The sequence below is a fragment of the Collinsella aerofaciens genome (assembly GCF_015553355.1).
Classification (GTDB): Bacteria; Actinomycetota; Coriobacteriia; order Coriobacteriales; family Coriobacteriaceae; genus Collinsella; species Collinsella aerofaciens_V.
On the sequence record NZ_JADNGN010000013.1, the window covers coordinates 33209 to 51670 of the forward strand.

16 protein-coding genes are annotated in these 18462 nt (G+C 58.2%); 2 read left to right on the top strand and 14 right to left on the bottom strand.

Features of this window, described 5'->3' with window-relative positions; all coding sequences use genetic code 11:
- Positions 1-79 precede the first annotated feature (79 nt).
- From purN to purF, 3 genes are all read right to left on the bottom strand, one after another.
- Positions 80-781: a phosphoribosylglycinamide formyltransferase gene (purN, locus tag I2D57_RS04825; protein WP_195361671.1), complete on the bottom strand. Its 702-nt coding sequence runs from the start codon at positions 779-781 to the stop codon at positions 80-82.
- Positions 771-1874 carry a phosphoribosylformylglycinamidine cyclo-ligase gene (gene purM, locus I2D57_RS04830; RefSeq protein ID WP_195361672.1) on the bottom strand — a complete coding sequence of 368 codons (1104 nt, stop codon included), beginning with the start codon at positions 1872-1874 and terminating at the stop codon, positions 771-773. Before purM ends, purN begins: the two co-directional genes overlap by 11 nt.
- Before the next feature lie 156 nt (positions 1875-2030).
- Positions 2031-3647: an amidophosphoribosyltransferase gene (purF, locus tag I2D57_RS04835; protein WP_195361679.1), complete on the bottom strand. Its 1617-nt coding sequence runs from the start codon at positions 3645-3647 to the stop codon at positions 2031-2033.
- A gap of 350 nt (positions 3648-3997) precedes the next feature.
- Here purF and I2D57_RS04840 point away from each other — a divergent pair, with 350 nt between their 5' ends.
- Entirely contained in the window at positions 3998-5227 is a 1230-nt protein-coding gene (locus I2D57_RS04840) for a putative ABC transporter permease (RefSeq protein ID WP_195361673.1), read from the top strand.
- Positions 5228-5333: 106 nt separating this feature from the next.
- On the opposite strand, the gene I2D57_RS04845 is transcribed toward I2D57_RS04840, so the two are convergent.
- From I2D57_RS04845 to I2D57_RS04870, 6 genes are all read right to left on the bottom strand, one after another.
- Complete coding sequence (locus tag I2D57_RS04845) at positions 5334-5750, bottom strand: molybdenum cofactor biosynthesis protein MoaE (protein ID WP_229055632.1); 417 nt, start codon at positions 5748-5750, stop codon at positions 5334-5336.
- Between the two features lie 67 nt (positions 5751-5817).
- Positions 5818-6816, bottom strand: coding sequence for a class B sortase (locus I2D57_RS04850; RefSeq protein ID WP_195361674.1), 999 nt, complete (start codon positions 6814-6816; stop codon positions 5818-5820).
- Positions 6817-6851: 35 nt separating this feature from the next.
- Complete coding sequence (purE, locus tag I2D57_RS04855) at positions 6852-7316, bottom strand: 5-(carboxyamino)imidazole ribonucleotide mutase (protein ID WP_006235810.1); 465 nt, start codon at positions 7314-7316, stop codon at positions 6852-6854.
- 320 nt (positions 7317-7636) lie between these two features.
- Entirely contained in the window at positions 7637-7987 is a 351-nt protein-coding gene (locus I2D57_RS04860) for a type II toxin-antitoxin system RelE family toxin (protein ID WP_195361675.1), read from the bottom strand.
- Positions 7984-8304: a type II toxin-antitoxin system prevent-host-death family antitoxin gene (locus tag I2D57_RS04865; RefSeq protein ID WP_195239955.1), complete on the bottom strand. Its 321-nt coding sequence runs from the start codon at positions 8302-8304 to the stop codon at positions 7984-7986. The genes I2D57_RS04860 and I2D57_RS04865 overlap by 4 nt, the downstream gene beginning before the upstream one ends.
- A gap of 333 nt (positions 8305-8637) precedes the next feature.
- Positions 8638-9705 (bottom strand): alpha/beta hydrolase, encoded by a 1068-nt coding sequence (locus I2D57_RS04870; RefSeq protein WP_195239957.1) that lies wholly within the window; start codon positions 9703-9705, stop codon positions 8638-8640.
- 124 nt (positions 9706-9829) lie between these two features.
- Between I2D57_RS04870 and I2D57_RS04875 the strand changes: the two genes are divergently transcribed.
- On the top strand, positions 9830-10585 hold the full coding sequence (locus tag I2D57_RS04875; RefSeq protein WP_195239959.1) for a GntR family transcriptional regulator: 756 nt from the start codon (positions 9830-9832) through the stop codon (positions 10583-10585).
- Here I2D57_RS04875 and I2D57_RS04880 read toward each other — a convergent pair.
- From I2D57_RS04880 to carA, 5 genes are all read right to left on the bottom strand, one after another.
- A complete protein-coding gene (locus I2D57_RS04880) occupies positions 10582-11442 on the bottom strand; it encodes a PTS system mannose/fructose/sorbose family transporter subunit IID (RefSeq protein ID WP_195239961.1) in 861 nt (286 codons plus the stop codon). The genes I2D57_RS04875 and I2D57_RS04880 overlap by 4 nt on opposite strands.
- The gene (locus I2D57_RS04885; protein ID WP_006235817.1) at positions 11426-12202 is read right to left on the bottom strand and encodes a PTS mannose/fructose/sorbose/N-acetylgalactosamine transporter subunit IIC; all 777 of its coding nucleotides are present in this window, start codon (positions 12200-12202) and stop codon (positions 11426-11428) included. The genes I2D57_RS04880 and I2D57_RS04885 overlap by 17 nt, the downstream gene beginning before the upstream one ends.
- A gap of 14 nt (positions 12203-12216) precedes the next feature.
- Positions 12217-12693, bottom strand: coding sequence for a PTS sugar transporter subunit IIB (locus tag I2D57_RS04890; RefSeq protein WP_195361676.1), 477 nt, complete (start codon positions 12691-12693; stop codon positions 12217-12219).
- Between the two features lie 550 nt (positions 12694-13243).
- Positions 13244-16558 carry a carbamoyl-phosphate synthase large subunit gene (gene carB, locus I2D57_RS04895; protein WP_195361677.1) on the bottom strand — a complete coding sequence of 1105 codons (3315 nt, stop codon included), beginning with the start codon at positions 16556-16558 and terminating at the stop codon, positions 13244-13246.
- 98 nt (positions 16559-16656) lie between these two features.
- Positions 16657-18162 carry a glutamine-hydrolyzing carbamoyl-phosphate synthase small subunit gene (gene carA, locus I2D57_RS04900; protein ID WP_229055634.1) on the bottom strand — a complete coding sequence of 502 codons (1506 nt, stop codon included), beginning with the start codon at positions 18160-18162 and terminating at the stop codon, positions 16657-16659.
- Positions 18163-18462: the final 300 nt, after the last annotated feature.

Here is an 18462-nt window from a genome sequence, read left to right on the forward strand (position 1 = left end):
ACCCAAAACAAAAGGTGGCCACGCGCGCCTTGGCGCCAATGACCACCCTGACTACTCGGCTAAATTGTACTGTGCGCCGCTAGCCGCGAGGCGCGTCAATTGCGACCTTGCCGCTCTCCAGCACGTGGACGCGGCCGTCGGCGAGCATCTGCACGACCTCGGGATACAGCACGTGCTCAATCGCGTGGATGTGCTCCTCGAGCGTGTCGACGTCCCAGCCCTCCTCAACAGCCAGCGCACGCTGGGCGATGATGGGGCCGTTGTCGTAGATCTCGTTGGCAAAGTGCACGGTCACGCCGGTCACCTTGACACCGCGCGCAAAGGCATCGTCAATCGCATGCGCACCGGTAAAGCTCGGCAGCAGTGCCGGATGCAAGTTGACCACGCGGTTGGGAAACGCCGCCAGCAGCGGCGTGTGCACCATGCGCATGTAGCCGGCCATGACCACATACTCGCAGCCGCGTTCGAGCAGCTCGTGTGCGATGATCTCGTCGGCGGCAATAGGGTCGGCGTAGACATCCTTGGACAGCGTGAGCGTCTGGATGCCCGCGCGCTCAGCGCGCTGCAAACCCTTAGCCGAAGGACGGCTCGACACCACAAGCTCAATCGAAGCGTTGAGCTTGCCGGCGGCGATCAGGTCGATCAACGCCTGCAGGTTGGTACCCGAACCGCTGATGAGCACGCCGATCTTGAGCGGCTCGGCCGTATCGGTGCCGGTCGGACGGGTATAGGACACAAAGTCCAGGCCCTTGGCGGCAGCCATCTGCTCGTTAGCGCTCATCGGAGTACACGACCTTACCGGAACCCTCGACGCACTCGCCCACGCGGAACGGCTTCTCGCCCAGCGCGACCAGGGCCTCGGTAACCGCAGCCTCGTCCTCGGGGGCGACGATCAGGCACAGGCCAACACCCATGTTGAAGGTCTTGCATGCCTCGTTGGGCGCAAGCTCGGCCTGGCGCGACACATAGGTGATGACGGGCGGAACGTCCCAACCCATCTCGGCACCGTTGCGGGTGACCACGGCGTCGACGTCGTCGGCGAGCGCGCGGTTGAGGTTCTCGGTAATACCGCCGCCAGTGATGTGGGCGATGGCGTGCACCGGAGCGCCGCCGCGGAGCAGCTCAAGAACCGGCTTGACGTAGATGCGCGTGGGGGCCAGCAGAGCGTCTGCCAGCGATGCACCACCAAGCTCCTCGAGCGGGCGGCTCAGCTCCTCGGCCTTAGCGGCGGCCTCGGGCGTACCCGGCTTAATACCGTCGACGCCGATGACCTTACGCACGAGCGAGTAGCCGTTGGAGTGCACACCGGTGGAAGGCAGGCCCAGAATCACGTCGCCGGGGCGGACGTTCGCGGGGTCGAGCATCTTGGGACGATCGACGACACCCACGGTAAAGCCGGCGAGGTCGTAGTCGGCAGGCGCCATGACGCCGGGGTGCTCGGCCATCTCGCCGCCCACGAGCGCGCAGCCCGCGAGCTTGCAGCCATCGGCCACGCCCTTGATGATCTTTGCCATGTGCTCGGCCTCGATGTGACCGATGGCAACGTAGTCCAGGAAAAACAGCGGCTCGGCGCCCGAAGCCAGAATGTCGTTGACGCACATAGCGACCAGGTCCTGGCCCACCGTCTCGTGACGGTCCATGATCTGGGCGAGCACGAGCTTGGTGCCCACGCCGTCGGTACCGCTAATCAGAATCGGGTCTTCCATATCCTTAAGCGCGGCGGCCGAGAACAGGCCACCAAAGCCACCGATACCGCCGATAACCTCGGGGCGATTGGTGTCCTTGACCATCTGCTTAATAGCGTCGACGGCGCGGCCGCCCTCAGCGGTATCGACGCCGGCATCCTCATACGTCACATGCTTGCTGTCGCTCATCTGAGCCTTCCTCTCCCACTACCGTCCGCCGCGCGGGCGCCAAACGGTGCTCATAGTTGCGTTCATTTCGGCGTGTGCCATAACAGCACACGCCGTCATATCAACAAAACAGCAGGTAAAACCTACCAGAATAAACCTGTCCCTACATGGCAGGCTTTAGGCCTCGCCGTGCTCCTCTTCCCAGCTGCGGTCGTCGTATTTCTCGACCACGGCGTCGTCGTCAAAGTGCAGCGGCTTATCCAGGTTGCGGGGCTTAAAGCCCTCCATAAACTTATCGCGGCCAAAGCTCTCGGGAATCGCCACGGGGTAGCGGCCGGTAAAGCACGCATCGCAGTAGCCGCCCTTGGGCATGACCTTCAGCAGGCCCTCGACCGAAAGGAAAGCCAGCGAATCGGCGCCGATGTACTCGCAAATCTCGTCGACCGTCTTGTTGGCGCTGATAAGCTGCGACTGCACGTCGGTATCGATGCCGTAGAAGCACGGCCAGATGACCTCGGGCGAGTTGATGCGGATGTGAATCTCCTTGGCACCAGCGTTGCGCAGCATCTTGACGAGCTGCACCATGGTGGTGCCGCGCACGATGGAGTCGTCGATGACGACCAGGCGCTTGCCCTCGATGTTGTCGCGCAGCGGGTTGAGTTTCATACGCACGCCCATGGCGCGCAACTCCTGCGTAGGCTCGATAAACGTACGGCCCACGTAGCGGTTCTTGATGAGGCCCTCGCCAAAGGGAATACCGCTCTCGTGCGAATACCCCTCCGCGGGCGGCAGGCCGGAGTCGGGCACGCCGATGACCAGGTCGGCCTCGACGGGCTCCTCGTGTGCCAGCTGACGGCCCATGTCGTAACGGCAGGCATAGACGCTCTTGCCGTTCATGATGGAGTCGGGACGGGCGAAGTAGACCTGCTCAAAGATGCAGTTGGCGGGCTCTTCGGCTGCAGGCACGCCCTGCTCGGATACCAGACCCTCGGCGCTGATGCGCAAGATCTCGCCGGGACGGACGTCACGGACGTACTCGGCACCCACGATGTCGAGTGCGCAGGTCTCGGAGGCAACGACCCAGCCGCCGGCGCGCGTGACATGGACGGCGGAGTCGACCGTCGCGGCGCCGTCCTGCGACGGCAGCTGCGAAACGGATGCGGCATCGGCCTGGTCCAAACCCTCGTCCACCAGCTTGCCCAGCACGAGCGGGCGAATGCCGTGCGGATCGCGGAATGCGTAGAGCGCCTGCTCGTTGATGAGCGTCATGGCGTAGCCGCCGCGCACGAGCTCCATGGTCTTGCGAATGCCCTCGCGCAGGTGGCCCGTACGCTGAGTAAAGTAGCCGATAAGCTTAGTCGCGACCTCGGAATCCGAATTGGAGAGGAACGGCACGCCCAGCTCGATCAGCTGGCGGCGCAGCTCGTCGGTGTTGACCAGAGTGCCGTTGTGAGCAAGCGCGATGATGACGCTGTTGATGGTAGAAAGATGCGGCTGAGAGGCTTCCCAGCTCTTGGCGCCGGCGGTGCCATAGCGCACGTGGCCCACGGCCAGCTGGCCGGAGAGCGTCGACAGGTCGGCGTTGGAGAACACGCGATCGAGCAGTCCCAGGTCTTTGCGAACCATAACCGTGCCGCCATCACCCACGGCGATTCCCGCCGATTCCTGGCCGCGATGCTGCAGCGCGCGCAGACCAAAGTACGTCAGTCGAGCCACATCGCGATCGGGTGCCCACACACCAAAAATGCCGCATTCCTCATGCAGCTGGTCGGAGTCCGGATCATACGTCGACATGGTCTTCACCTGTCCCGCGGCGTGCTCGGCCGCGTGGATGGTTTCTTGAGACATGGCATCCCCTCAGAGCCTCGTTATTTGGCGTTACCTGCCCTATTATACGCACGGCAAGACAAGCACTCCCGCGCATGAACAGCGCTTTTTAAAAGCCCACCGAGCTTATAATCCGTTTTGCAGCCAAACATTTTATTGGGTAGTCCACTCTCAGGGGCAACGGCCTCGAAGACTTCCCGTGCGCCGTGTCTCGCCCGCGCTAGGGGCTACATTGTTGCAATTGGGACGTTCGTCCTGTCTTTTAGCTGGTCGTCGGCGTATCCTTGTAGGCTACTACAAGACGAGAAAGGTAGCGTATGGATCGAAATCAACTCGACCCCAGTGTCCCCAGCACCACGGAGGCCAAGAAGACCCCCCTTATCATCAAGGTCTACGCAGTCCTGTGCACCCTATCTGGCGTGGGCACGCTCCCGTCAGTCGCCGTCTTTATGTGGCAGGTCATCACCGCACTCATTAACGGCAACGTCGCCGCTAAGCTCGGTGATAACACCCTAGTCGCGGTTGGCCTTATCGTCGCCGGCATTATGCTCTCGGCGGCAAGCGCGATCATCTTGATCGTCTTTGGCCTGGACCTCATCAAGGACCAGCGGCGCAATGCCGCCCGCCTGTCTTACGTCCTCATCGCATTTACCGTCGTGGAGCTTTTAGTTGACGTGATGCTCCAGGGCATCGGACCCTTCCTGCTGCGCCCCGCCGTCCAGCTTGTCATCCTCATTGCGCTGTCGGCCACCGTCGACCCCACGCTACGCCAGGAGCGCGAACTGCAGCGCCGTCTGCAAGAGATGCTCGACCGCGATGCCGCCGCCGAGGGGATGCTCGGCCGCGACGAAACCGGCGAGGGCTACATCAAGCTCAACTACTTCAACCTGTTCTGGGTATTCTTCGTCTGCAGCGTGTTAGGTCTCATTCTCGAGGAAGTCTGGCATATGGTCGTCGTCGATCCCGGCGTCTATCAGGACCGTGCCGGTATGCTATTTGGCCCCTTTAGCCCCATCTACGGATTTGGCGTGGTGCTCATGACCATGGCGCTCAACCGCTTCTATAAAAAGAATCCTCTGATCATTTTCCTGGTAAGTGCCCTGATCGGCGGCGCTTTCGAGGTGTTTGTAGGCTGGTTTATGCAGACCTCATTTGGCGTGGTGTCGTGGAGCTATTCACACATTAGGCTATTCGGCATGCCCGATCCCATCGCGGTATTGACCGGGGGACGCACATGCACGCCGTTTGCCTGCATGTGGGGCCTGGGTGGCCCCATCTGGATCAAGGTCTTGCTGCCGCGCCTGCTTAAGCTCATCAATATGATTCCATGGAAACGCCGCTACTCTGCTACCGTCATCCTGACCGCCGTCATGTTGATCGACGGCGTCATGACGTTGCAATCGCTCGACTATTGGTATCAGCGCGTCAACGGAACCGTTCGAAATATTCCCGTCGCACAGTTCTATGACAAGCATTTCGATAACGAATATATGGAGAACCGTTTTCAGAGTATGACCATGAGCCCCAAGGACGCCACACGCGTGTAGCAAACGCCAGAGCAAAATAGCTCCAACACATCAAAGCCCGCTGGCAGATCTACATGAACTGCCGGCGGGCTTTCGCTATAGACAGACTCGGATTGCCGACGAGGCCTTACGCCTCGCGCTCGACCTCGCTCACGCACTCGTTCTTGATGGTGCCGACGAGCGACTGCAGCGCATCGACCACATGCGGGCGAATGTCCCCGCCAATGAGCACGAGCATGATGTCGTCACCTACGGCAAGCTCGCCGCTTGCCAGCCACACGCGCACATAGCCGATACCCGGCATCGCGCGCGTGGCCTCGATAGCAGCCTGCACTTTCTGAGCATCGAAGCCGAACACCATGCCGCCCACCCTGCGCCCGGGAGCTACGCCATCGGTTTCGATCCCGCGGACCTCGGACTTGGGCGTCGCGCGCACCACACCGTTATGTGTCAGATACATACCGCACGCAGGTGCCGACGAATCGGCCTTGGCCTCGCGCAGCCAAGCATCAACCGAAGGCATCGTTTTGCCATTCTCAAGCATCATTTCTCCCTTACCGTCATCGAGTAGCCAATTTGGAACGGGGCTTTTTTAGCTACTCTCGAACAACTTATTCCTCGACCGGCGTGAGCACCATGACGGCACGCGTGTTGCTCAGCGATAACGAACGACAGGTCACAAGCGTTGCCACCTTGGTTGCCGAAGCGGCACGATCGATGGCATCGCTCGCCACGGCAGAGGCACCGTCGAGCATCTCGGACAGGTAGTTCTTGAGCCCGTCGTCGCCCTCAAAATTGGGCGTGCGCGCCTTGGCATACGTGTCCTCGACAACTTTGGTCGCCAGTGGTCGCAGTTTATAGGTGGCGTCGCGCGTGATGTAATACACGTACTCTATGCTGTCGAACGTCGCCTGATCGGTCGTATCCGAGATCACATTGAACATCGATCCGTCGTTCATGTGGTGGCCGTAGATCGTGGTCTGCTGGTCAACCATTCCCGGCGCGGTATCGTCACTGTCCAAGAAAATCGCACCCGATGCATTGGACGTACCGTCAAACAGCGTGTTGAGGTATTTGGATTTGTTATTGGACTGCACCACGGGATAGTTGATGTTGGTTCCCGGCGCGTAAATCCAACCCACAATCTCGGGGTTTGTCTGAGCAAGCGCATCGAAGTCGATAATCGGCACGCCGCTGGCGTCCTTATCGCTTACATATTGCTTCTCGATTTTCTGATACGACTCGCTCGCCTGCTTATAGCCAATCTGAGCATTAATAAAGATAGCGGCGGCGGCGACAATCAGACCGATGCCGATGATGATGAGCAGAATGGGAATAATGGAGCGGCGCTTTTTGCGCGGCGGCTCGGTGTAATCCGACGGCGCGGCATGCGATGAAGACCGGGGCGGCTTCTTAGCGTTGCTATAAGATGAAGGTCGATATGCGGCTGGCGCGTCCTGTCGACGATGCGTCGCCGGTGTCACGGGGCGCGGCGCGCGCGGCTGCTGAGGAGAGGATGCCCGACCCTGCTGCGCCGCATGGGCAGCACCCGGCTTCGATGGATCGGGAATCTGAGAAGCCTTGAATCGTTTTCCCTGATAGTCGGACATGGCTCTCCTTATACTGCGGTGAAACGGCAGAACGCCTAGGCGTCGGCCATCTCCTGCTTCATCTTCTCGATAACCTTGCGGTACTCGGGGTCGCAAGCGCCTAGAATCTGCGTGGCGTAGATGGCGGCGTTCTTGGCGCCGTTGATGGCAACGCAGGCCACGGGCACGCCCGAAGGCATCTGCACCATCGACAGCAGCGAATCCATACCGCCCAGGTCACTCGTCTTCATAGGCACGCCGATGACCGGCAGCGGCGTAAAGGCAGCCACGACACCACCCAGGTGAGCGGCCTTGCCGGCGGCGGCGATAATCACTTTGATACCGCGATCGGCAGCAGTCGAAGCCCACTCGTGGACCTTCGCCGGCGTGCGGTGTGCGCTCGCAATGACGAGCTCATAGGGCACGCCCAGCGCCTCGAGCTCGGCGGTGCAGCCTTCCATAACGCCCAGATCGGACTTGGAACCCATGATGATCCCGACAACCGGCTTTTGATCTGCCATAAACAAAGACCTCCTGTTGAGAGCGGTGACGCGGCGGATCCGCGACCCTTAACTACTGAGAGTAGTATAGCCGCTCCCGTCCCTGCGGTCTTTGTGGTGGCGGCTGAGCCTTTCCCTCGGGAACTGGGCTTCGCGAAGTTTCCCGAGGGAAAGGCTCAGCCGCCACCCTGCGACCTACCGGGGATTGCCATGACGTACGTTGGCTGATGAATTGGAAAGAAAGGTTAACGGAGGCTGAAAGGCAATTGGTCCAGAAAAAACCCTGACGAATCTAATTCGTCAGGGCCCTACCAACGCTCACTCGTCGTTCATCGTTAAAGCTAGATATTCTCTTCCGCCCATTTCTCGAAATCGAGTGTTCGTCTCTGAGCAGTTCGGTAGACTTCCATGTCTTCGCGAGCGCCTACCACTACGATGGCCATTTTTTCTTTAATTCTGATGAGACGGTACACGATTCGAATGCCACTTCCCCTGAGCTTGATTTTCATAAAGCCAGTCAAATCCGTACCCGCCTTGTTTCCAAGAGGCTTGCCAAATCCACCCTCGTTCTGCGGCAATGGGTTCGTTCTGATTTTTTCTATAGCCTTAAGGACAATCTTTCGTTGGGAGCCGTCCAGACGCTTAATATCCTTGAGAGCATCTGGGTAGAAAGCGACTTCGTACCCACTCATTCAAACTCGACCTCATCCATCTGATCGAGTTCGTCCTGGCTCACACCCAGCTCTTCCATAACATCAGACAGGGAAACAAGCGCATCGTCACCTGTCGCAGCCACTCTCTTAAGCGCCAACGTTAACAAGGCGAGGTCCTCCTCCGCTTGCTTCGCTTCCCTGTATTCATCGGGTGTCACAATCACAAATGCTGGCTTGTTGTGTTTGAGGACCACAACAGGATTGTCGTCCCCAACCTTCGAAAAGGCAGCCGAGCCCTTACCGTGGCTGAAATCGCTAATTGGAACAAGGTTGTCGAGCATCTGCAAGGCAGGCATACATACCTCCTAAAAATGAATTCTTTTTCGAATTCATTTTATCATTCTTTTTTGCTATATTGTGCCGCGCAACAGAAACAACCTTTTAGGATACGAATCCGAGCTTAGAATGACTGTTGGCCCTCGCACCGCCCTTGCCTCTTTTATTATGTCAAGTGGTATACAGCGAAGCAAAATGGCAATCTAAAGCACGCGGCATTCGCCTCGCATCGCTACAAAAAACAAACTGCTCCCCACCCACTCGGGCAAGGAGCAAGCCTCATTTTTATAATCAGACCGAGAACCACAAACGCAGAAACACAGGCGACTTCAGTCCCTTATCGCCGAGAGACGTTATTGTGCAGCCATTTCTTTAAGCTTCTCGGCCATCAACAAACACACGTCTTCCGATTGCGGGTACACGCCAAAATGATCGAAAAAACCATGGTCACACCCGGCATATTCGATGACCTCAACATCGATTCCTGAAGACCGTAATTTTGTAGCCCATTTTTCATCGGGGATACGAAGCGGATCGTATTCGGATGTCACGATAGTCACCGGGGAGAAATCAGTGCAGTCCTCAAGCATTAGCGCAGAAATCAACGGGTCATGAGGAGACATTTTTCCGTGTGCGCAAAGTTCGACCATCGGACCGTCCGAATCGCGAAGATGGTCGATGCGAAAACGCGCAACGTCCTCCTGATCGGCTATCGCAGGAAAATCCTCATATCCCTCGCCCTGTTCGCCCGCAAGGTCGACTTCAGGATAGATTTCGAAGGCATGGGCTACAGCTCCAGCACCCCTGAGCTGAACACACGCATTAGTAAGGCTTCCTCCCGCGGAGTCGCCGGCGACCATTATTTTATGAGGATCGATTCCGAGATCCGCGGCATGCTCGCGCACATAATCAAGAGCAAGAACGCAATCCTCGATCTGCCCCGGAAATGCCGTCTCCGGCGCCAAGCGGTATTCCGGATAAACCACCACTGCACCAGACTTTTCGGCGATGAACTCGAGCTGATGTTCAAATTGCAGAACATTCCCCGCCATAAACGCGCCGCCGTGCAGGTAAACAAGCGCCGGACTTGCCTCCTTATGATTTGGTGGCGTCCAGACGAATAAATCTATATAGCGATCGGCCGCCTCCATGAGGATCTCATCGCGCTGAACCTCACCATCGAGTAGGCGGTATGTCGGCTTATCCGGGCGATGACGCATTCCAATAAGGCTCGTCCAGCTCGGAGACATGCTAACATTCCGCATCTTCTTGCGGGATACCTCGAGAATTCGTGGGTCAAGCACATGCTCTCTTTCATCATCAGGAACCGGACGAATTTGAACCTCGAGCCCTCTCTTCTCGGTTATAAACGAGCGACTGGAAATGGCACCAATCAACGCCTCGTCGTATTGTCTACCCATCTTAAATCCCCTCTCGGCAATAACGCCAAATCGATATTTCCATAACTTTTGAGATAACGGCTTATGATGTCCTCAGTTGTCGTATATCTATGTACTAAAGAAACTGAAAACCAAGGGGTCCACCATGCCTGCAGCAAAAGACGAGTTCACTCAGCCAGAACTTCTCTATCAGACCGTTGAAAACGACATCCTCAAGAAAATAGTTTCTGGCGAACTCCCCGGCGGCAGTCAGATTCCCACCGAAACCGAGCTTTGCAAGCAATACAAAGTAAGCAGGATCACCGTAAGACGCGCCGTACAGAATCTCATTGACCAAAGCTTGCTCTACCGCCTGCGAGGCAAGGGAACATTCGTAAACCCATCGAAGCTCACCCTGAAACGAGGAACAAGCACCATTTTCAATTTGAGCGCCGACCCCCAATACGGCGATAAAACAACCAAGTCCATCTTGGAAACAGGCTTAATCAAGGCTGATGCCCACATTGCACGGGAGCTCAAAATTGACAACGGAACCGTAGTGCAACGAGTTGCGCGCTTGGTTTATATCGAAAATGCCCCCTGCGCCATCGACACCGTTTATGCAACGCAGAGCACTCTACCCGGACTGCTGGAGCTTCTCACAGACAATGCCAGTCTTTTCGACCTGATCGCCAACCATTACAGCATCGCAACCGGTATTGAGAAGCTCAAAATCACCGCAGGAATAGCGGGGCTCCAAGAAGCAAGCCTTCTCGGTTATATCGTTGGAGCCCCCGTGAGCGTTGTCGAGCACGTCACATATGCCTGCGATGAGATGCCGCTCCACTATTCAAAAACCGTTTGGCGAGCAGACGCATCGTCCTTCGAGTTCAGCATCTCAAAAGATGGACGCCTTCTCTAGCCCAAAATCCCCAGGACGCCGAGCACAATACCAGCAGCGAGAATGCCCACAATCTGCCAAATTATTTTGACCTGTTTCTTATTGCAAAGACACATGATTCCGAACGCGCAGAGCGGCAAAAGAGCCGGGAATATCCCGTCGAGCGTTTCCTGCAACTTAAACGCGGTGTCGCCGAAGTTAAGAGCGAGCGGAGTGGTAACTGCAACAGTGGTCGCTACCATTCCACCAACTACCATTAGTCCCACAATCGCCAGGCCGGACGTAACTTTGCGCATTACATCAGAATCGTTCAGCTTTGAAATCATGCCACTGCCAAGCGAATAACCATACTGAAGCCCAAACCAGCGGATCAGGATCGTTGGGACATTATAAAGAAGCAGGAACAGGATTGGGCCGAGCAGACTGCCCGAAAGGCAAAGTCCCGTCACAACGCCCGTCGCAATCATGCGAAGCGTACTGGCGATCAGCGAATCTCCAATACCGGAAAGCGGAGCCATAAGCGATGCTTTCATGGCGTTAATTGAGGCGGCGTCAAAGTCCTGATTGTTGGCGTTCTCCTCCTCCATGGAGGCCACAATGCCGGCGACCAGAGGATTAAACGTAACTTGAATATTGTAGAACTCAAGATGACGCTTATATGCCTCGATCCGATCTTCGGGCTTATCGTATAACCGCTTGATTACCGGAATCATGTCGTAGCAGAAACCAACGTTCATTTGTCGGTCAAAGCTCCACATGATGTTGAGTGGAAAGCTACGCCAAAATAACGCCTTTAAGTCTTTCTTGGTTATTCTCTTATCGGTCGATTTATTTGACTCCGGCGAGAGCTCAAGAACATCATTAGAATTCGTTGTCATCGTCAACCTCCTTAGCGACCGCCGCACTGGCAGGCATAAAAATGTGAGCCATATTGAGGATCCCAATCAGGATCAGCGAAAACGCCACGATACCGATCGTCGGAATATTTAGATAGGCACTCAGCAAGAAGCCTCCAAAGAATAGGAAGCTCAGCTCCTTGGTGGACAGGATTGACATAAGCTGCGCAAATCCAAGCGCGGGCAGAATACCCGTTGCGATCGTAAGCCCATTCGTAAGCCAATCAGGGATGGCGTCAATCAGCGCCTGAACAGCATCATTTCCAACGTAAAAAGCCACGCCGCAAATCAAGCCAAGCGCAATGATGTAGAGAATTCCATTGGTCCACATAGCGGCTGCAATCGTTTTGGGGTCGTCCTTTTCGGCACCACGATCAGCCCAGACAGCCATAGGAGGCGTAACAACGCTATACATAAGGCTGTCAAACATGCCGGCAAGCACCGCAGTGGGCATAGCAATAGTCAGAGCGGTCTCGGGACCCGCACCCATAGTAATCGCAAAGGCTGTTCCCAAAACTGAACCAACAATTACGTTGGGCGGCACGGCAGCACCAACCTGCCAGACCCCCATAAACGCGAGTTCGAGCTGGAAACCAACAATAACGCCAGTCGGAATATCACCCAAAAAAATACCGACAATCGCTCCGAGGACAATCGGACGCTCGACCATCGCGGTACCGAGCAAATAATCCGATTGACCTATAGCAGCAGCAAGACCAACCAGAAAAGCCTGAAGCAGTATATTTCTCTCTCTTCCTACAAATCAAAACTTGTTACGATGCGTTTTTTCTCACTAGCAACCTGCCTTACCTCGAACTCGATTCCATCAGCCATGGCTTTCTTAATTTCATTAATATCGGATTGGGAAAGGCGCACAGCAGGGCCAAGCTCCTTTACGCTATCCCCCAACGGTCGAGCGCCGCCTAAATTCACAGACGTTATTTTTGGACACGCACGCGCAACTTCACAGGCGTCATGTACATTTCCCGTAACAACAATTAGCTCGTATTTATCCACCGCGCTTCCGTTAAGGGCCACGATGGAATCTTCTACACTTTTGACAACCAATTTGGCATCAGCGGGTTTTGCAATTCGCAGCGCTTGAATTCGCTCTTTGCTTGCGGCGTACTCATCTGAAACCACAAGAATAGCGTTTGCTTTAAGCGCTGGATACCAAGAGAACACGGTCTGCCCATGCACTAACCGGCTATCGACGCGGCACAGTTTAATCATTTTGCCCCTTTCTCGACTTGAACGCAGACAATCATCCTTGACTGCTTATGGCATATTACGTCATATGACGTAATATGCCATTACACAATATCTTGAACGGTTGAATATCACCGCTAAATGGTATTTATCTCTAGAAACAGGGGAAGGTGCAATCCGTCTAGACACAGTGCGTCGGGGGCGGGCTGGGTTTTTATCTTCGCTCCCCTTGCTTCGCAAAGTCGCTCAGCTAAATAACCCAGCCCGCCGCGGGACACCCTGCGACCTACCGGATATTGCCATGACGTACGTTGGCTGATTTGGTTTGGAATGGGAGGTTGACGAGGCTGAAAGTCCCTCCTATATAACGTGGGCGCCGTCGTTCGAATGAACGACGGCGCCCGCACTCATTTTCTATTCAGCCCTAGTCATCGCGCAAAGCCCCTTCGGCAGCACACGGTGCTATTGAATCACCGCAGGCCGGGGCGGGAGGCGGTCCTTTCTCTCGGAAAACTTCGCGAAGCCCAGTTTCCGAGAGAAAGTGTCCGGCTGCCGCCCCGGCCGGCCAGGTCAACTACACCGTGTGCTGCGGCAGGTCCTGCAGGGCGATGACGTCCATGCCCATGTCGTTGGCGCTGCCGTGACCCTGCTGGTCCTCGCGCACGGCCTCGATGGCACTCACGTACGTGTTGGCGGCAGACATCGCGGTCACGCAGGTCACGCCGCGGCGCACGGCCTCGGTGCGCAGCAGATAACCGTCGCCGCGCGAGCCCGGGCCGTATGGCGTATTAATGATCACCGCAATCTTGCCATCGGCGATGAGGTCGCCGATGTTGGGACGCTCGCCGTCGTGCGGGCCGCTGATCTTCTCCACAACCTCGCAGGTCACGTTGCCGCCGCGCAGCACGCGCGCCGTGCCCTCGGTGGAGCAGATGTCAAAGCCCAGGTAACGCAGGATACGCGCGACCGAAAGGATATGACGCTTGTCGCGGTCGCACACGCTAATGAACACCTTGCCGGCGCTCGGGTCGGGCAGCTTGTAGTCAATCGCCAGCTGCGTCTTGGCATATGCCTCGGGATAGCTCTTGGCGATACCCATGACCTCGCCCGTAGACTTCATCTCGGGCCCCAGGATAACGTCGGCGCCCGGGAAACGGCCCCAGGGCATAACGGCTTCCTTCATGCAGAACCAGTCCAGCTGACGCTCGTCGCTCGGCAGGCCCAGGCTCGCGATGGAATCGCCTGCCATGATACGCGCCGCGCACTTGGCCAGCGGCACGCCGGTGGCCTTGGAGATAAACGGCACGGTACGGCTGGCACGCGGGTTGGCCTCGATCACATAGACGGTCTCGCCCTTAATGGCGTACTGCACGTTGACCAGGCCGCGTACGCCCAGCGCCATCGCGATGCGGCGCGTAGTCTCGCGAAGCTTTGCCTGCAGGCTCTCGCTAAAGCTGAACGGCGGAATGCAGGTCGCAGAGTCGCCGGAGTGAATACCGGCCTCCTCGATATGCTCCAGAATGCCGCCGATGTAGACCTCTTTGCCATCGCACAGGGCGTCGACATCGGACTCGATCGCGCCCTCCAAGAAGCGGTCCAGATACACCGGGTAGTCGGGGCTAATGCGCGCAGCCTCGGCCATGTAATCGCGCAGATGCTCGGCATCGTAGGCGATCATCATGCCGCGGCCGCCCAGCACGTAGCTCGGACGCACCAGCAGCGGGTAGCCAATATGCGCGGCCACGGCCTCGGCCTCCTCAAACGAGGTTGCCTGGCCCGCCGGCGGATACATAATGCCCAGCTTGTCGAGCAGGGCGGCAAAGCGCTCGCGGTCCTCGGCAAAGTCGATGGCATCGGGCTTGGTGCCCATGATGTTCACGCCGCTCTCCTCGAGCATGCGCGCCAGCTTAAGCGGAGTCTGGCCGCCGAGCGTCACCACGACGCCGTCGGGTCGCTCAACATCGATGACATCCATGACGTCCTCGTAGGTGAGCGGCTCAAAGTACAGACGGTCGGACGTGTCGTAGTCGGTCGAAACGGTCTCGGGATTGCAGTTGACCATGATGGTCTCGAAGCCGCGGGCCGCCAGCGCATAGCTCGCGTGCACGCAGCAGTAATCGAACTCGATACCCTGGCCAATGCGGTTGGGGCCGGCGCCCAGGATCATCGCCTTGGGCTTGTCCGCCGGCGTGGTCTCGTCGGGAGCCACGCACTTCTTGGCATCCGGGCTCGTGCGGTAGATGTTCTCGTACGTCTTGTAGTGGTACTCCGTGGCGCTCGAGAACTCCGCAGCGCAGGTATCGACCGTCTTCATGCTGGGAACCACGCCCAGACCCTTGCGATAGGCGCGCACAAAGCGCTCGTCCGAGCCGGTCAGCGCAGCGATCTCGGCATCGCTCGTGCCGTACTGCTTGAGCAGGCGCATCGCGTCGGCGTCGATATCCTCCACACGCAGGTCGCGGATGCTCTCCTGGACCTGCACCATATCGTTGATACGGTTGAGGTACCACGGATCGATACCGCAGATGGCATGGATGCGAGCGATGTCCCAGCCACGACGCAGGGCCTCGACCACAAAGAAGATGCGATGCTCGGTCGGGGTTGCCACGGCCTGAGCAAGCTCGTCGTCGCTCAGCTTATCGGCACCCTCTTTGCCACCGGCGCAAATGCCCTGGTGGCCATCCTCCAGCGAGCGCATAGCCTTGCCAAAGGCCTCCTCAAAGGTGCGGCCGATCGCCATAATCTCGCCCACGGCCTTCATGCGCGTGGTGAGCGTGGGGTCGGTACCCTTGAACTTCTCGAAGGCAAAGCGCGGCACCTTGACCACACAGTAGTCGATCGTGGGCTCAAAGCAGGCGGGCGTAGCCTTGGTGATGTCGTTGACGATCTCGTCGAGCGTGTAGCCCACGGCAAGGCGCGCGGCGGCCTTGGCGATGGGGAAACCCGTGGCCTTGGAGGCCAGCGCGGACGAACGGCTCACGCGCGGGTTCATCTCGATGACGATCAGGCGGCCGGTGTTGGAGTTCACGGCAAACTGCACGTTGGAGCCGCCGGTCTCGACGCCGATCTTCTCCAGAACGGCGAGCGAGGCCACGCGCATGCGCTGATACTCAAGGTCGGAGAGGGTCTGCGCCGGCGCCACGGTGATGGAGTCGCCGGTATGCACGCCCATGGGGTCGAGATTCTCGATGGAGCACACGATGATGCCGTTGCCGGCGTGATCACGCATGACCTCCATCTCATACTCTTTCCAGCCCTCGATGGACTCCTCGACCAGCACCTCGTGGGCGGGCGAGAGCTCCAGGCCCTGGCTCACGATGGAGACGAGCTCCTCGTGGGTATGCGCGATGCCGCCGCCGGCGCCACCGAGGGTAAAGCTCGGGCGCAGTACGCAGGGATAACCCACGCGCTCGGCGATGGCCTCGGCGTCGGCCACGCTGTAGGCATAGCCCGAGCGCGCGACCTCCAGGCCAATCTCGGCCATGGCCTCGTTAAAGAGCTTGCGGTCCTCGCCGCGCTCGATAGCGGCCAGGTCGCAGCCGATCATTTCGACGCCGTACTTGTCGAGCGTACCGTCCTTTGCCAGCTCGACGGCGGCGTTCAGACCGGTCTGGCCGCCCAGCGTGGGCAGCAGCGCGTCCGGGCGCTCTTTCTTGATTACGCGCTCGATAAATTCTGCGGTGATGGGCTCGACATAGGTGCGGTCGGCAAGACCCGGGTCGGTCATGATGGTCGCCGGGTTGGAGTTGACCAGGATGACCTCAAAGCCATCCTCCTTGAGCACCTTGCAGGCCTGGGCGCCGGAGTAGTCAAACTCGCAGGCCTGGCCGATAACGATGGGGCCCGAGCCAATGACGAGGATGCGCTTGATGTCAGTACGTTTAGGCATGTTTAAAACCTCCTAGAGAGGCTGACTCAATGTTTTGGAAAAGTCAGCGAGGGTGCAGCTGGTGCATCAGGTTGCCGTGATGCGAGGGCGCGCTGGGCTTATGCCCGCGCGACCGAAGCAGAGCGGCAAGATGATGTGCCAGATGCAGCCGCAGCGTCGACCGGTCCGCCGTTCGGTAGAACGGCGGAACCATCGTCGGCAAAATTCCAGCCGGCAAGGCGGTCCTTCGCGGTGTCGATGTCCAGGTAGTTCTCCTCGCCGTCCATGAGTCGCGTAAAGGCGGTAAAGAGATAGTGGGCATCGGTGGGGCCGGGCGAGGCCTCGGGGTGGTACTGGACCGAGAAGCACGGGGCATCGAGCAGCTGGATGCCCTCGGCGGTGCCGTCGTTGAGGTTCACGTGCGTCAGGCGAATGCGGCCGAAGCGCTCGTTCATCACGACCGGCGCGATGCCGCGACGCACCCAGGCGCGCAGGTCGCCGTCGGCCTCATGCTCGGTCTCGCCGCCGGAAAGCTCCGGGATCAGTTTGCCCAGACTTGGGAACAGCAGGCCAAAGCCGTGGTTTTGCGCGGTGATCTCCACGCGACGGCTCACCAGGTTCATAACCGGCTGGTTACCGCCACGGTGACCGAATTTAAGCTTTTCCATTTGGGCACCGCATGCCAGGCTGATCATCTGGTGACCAAGGCAAATACCAAAGACCGGCACCTTGCCGATCAGCTGCTGCACCTGCTCGTAGGTCTCCACCACAGCATCGGGGTCGCCGGGGCCGTTGGACAAAAAGACGCCGTCGGGATTCATGTCGAGCACCTCACTCGCGGGCATATCCCACGGCACGACAGTAAGGTCGCAGCCGGCACGGACGAGACCCTCCAAAATGCCGCGCTTGACGCCGCAGTCGTAGGCGACCACGTTGTGGCGGGCAGGAGCGGCAGGAGCAAGCGCAAAGTCATGCGTAGCGGGCAGGTCGCACGCGGCAAAAGCGTGGGGCTCAGGGCAGCTCACGGTCTTGACCAGGTTCTCGCCCACCAGCGTCGGCGCTGCGGCCAGACGCTCGGCAAGCTCGGCGACGTCAAAGATCTCGGTCGAGATAATGCCCATCTTGGAGCCGTTGTCGCGCAGGTGGCGCACAAGAGCGCGGGTGTCGACGCCCTCGATAGCGACGATGCCGTGGGCACGCAGGTACTCCGGCACGCTGACGGCCGAGCGCCAGTTGGAAGGCGTGACGCACATGTCGCGGACGATCATGCCGCGCATGGCGGGAGCGCTCGCAGGGCGAGCGGTATCGCCGGGGAAGGCCGACTGGACGTCGGTCCCGTCGATGCCGTAGTTACCGATCTGCGGATAGGTCATGGTTACAATTTGGCCGGCATAGCTCGGGTCGGTCATGACCTCAAAATAGCCCTCAAGCGAGGTGTTGAAGCACACCTCGCCGGTCGCGGTACCCTCGGCACCGCATGCACGGCCATAAAAAATGGTCCCATCCTCAAGGTACAGGATGCAGGGACCGCAGGTGCCCTTGCTGGTTTTGGCCAGCATGCGCTGACAAAGCTCGCTGGGCGCGAAGGTGCGGGCAGCGGTGCCCGCAGTATGGTTGTTCGCCATAATTCTCCTTCCCGGTCTCTCCGGACCGGCTTAAAGGTTGGTAGTTAGGCCTTGCGGTATTTTAACCGCAAGTATGCGCCAAGGCGTTAATTTCATCGAAATGTTTACGAAATGATAATTATGACTTTCTATGCATAATGATTTTTCTGGGACGGGGATTAAAAAATCATTCTGAGAGCAGGGCTTTGTCGTCAACTGCATACATAACAGAATGATTATTTAAGGCTCTGTTAGACCAGGATTGACATTCCGCCCCGTCATCTTCTTGCGATTGCACAATGGTCGCCCCTTGTCGAATCT

What these genes read in the sequence shown, in the direction of transcription:
- I2D57_RS04850 (WP_195361674.1), bottom strand. Translation starts at nt 6,816, where the DNA reads ATGTCCGACTATCAGGGAAAACGATTCAAGGCTTCTCAGATTCCCGAT.
- purM (WP_195361672.1), bottom strand. Translation starts at nt 1,874, where the DNA reads ATGAGCGACAGCAAGCATGTGACGTATGAGGATGCCGGCGTCGATACC.
- purE (WP_006235810.1), bottom strand. Translation starts at nt 7,316, where the DNA reads ATGGCAGATCAAAAGCCGGTTGTCGGGATCATCATGGGTTCCAAGTCC.
- I2D57_RS04860 (WP_195361675.1), bottom strand. Translation starts at nt 7,987, where the DNA reads ATGAGTGGGTACGAAGTCGCTTTCTACCCAGATGCTCTCAAGGATATT.
- I2D57_RS04890 (WP_195361676.1), bottom strand. Translation starts at nt 12,693, where the DNA reads ATGATTAAACTGTGCCGCGTCGATAGCCGGTTAGTGCATGGGCAGACC.
- carB (WP_195361677.1), bottom strand. Translation starts at nt 16,558, where the DNA reads ATGCCTAAACGTACTGACATCAAGCGCATCCTCGTCATTGGCTCGGGC.
- purN (WP_195361671.1), bottom strand. Translation starts at nt 781, where the DNA reads ATGAGCGCTAACGAGCAGATGGCTGCCGCCAAGGGCCTGGACTTTGTG.
- I2D57_RS04875 (WP_195239959.1), top strand. Translation starts at nt 9,830, where the DNA reads ATGCCTGCAGCAAAAGACGAGTTCACTCAGCCAGAACTTCTCTATCAG.
- I2D57_RS04880 (WP_195239961.1), bottom strand. Translation starts at nt 11,442, where the DNA reads ATGACAACGAATTCTAATGATGTTCTTGAGCTCTCGCCGGAGTCAAAT.
- I2D57_RS04865 (WP_195239955.1), bottom strand. Translation starts at nt 8,304, where the DNA reads ATGCCTGCCTTGCAGATGCTCGACAACCTTGTTCCAATTAGCGATTTC.
- purF (WP_195361679.1), bottom strand. Translation starts at nt 3,647, where the DNA reads ATGTCGACGTATGATCCGGACTCCGACCAGCTGCATGAGGAATGCGGC.
- carA (WP_229055634.1), bottom strand. Translation starts at nt 18,162, where the DNA reads ATGGCGAACAACCATACTGCGGGCACCGCTGCCCGCACCTTCGCGCCC.
- I2D57_RS04840 (WP_195361673.1), top strand. Translation starts at nt 3,998, where the DNA reads ATGGATCGAAATCAACTCGACCCCAGTGTCCCCAGCACCACGGAGGCC.
- I2D57_RS04845 (WP_229055632.1), bottom strand. Translation starts at nt 5,750, where the DNA reads ATGCTTGAGAATGGCAAAACGATGCCTTCGGTTGATGCTTGGCTGCGC.
- I2D57_RS04870 (WP_195239957.1), bottom strand. Translation starts at nt 9,705, where the DNA reads ATGGGTAGACAATACGACGAGGCGTTGATTGGTGCCATTTCCAGTCGC.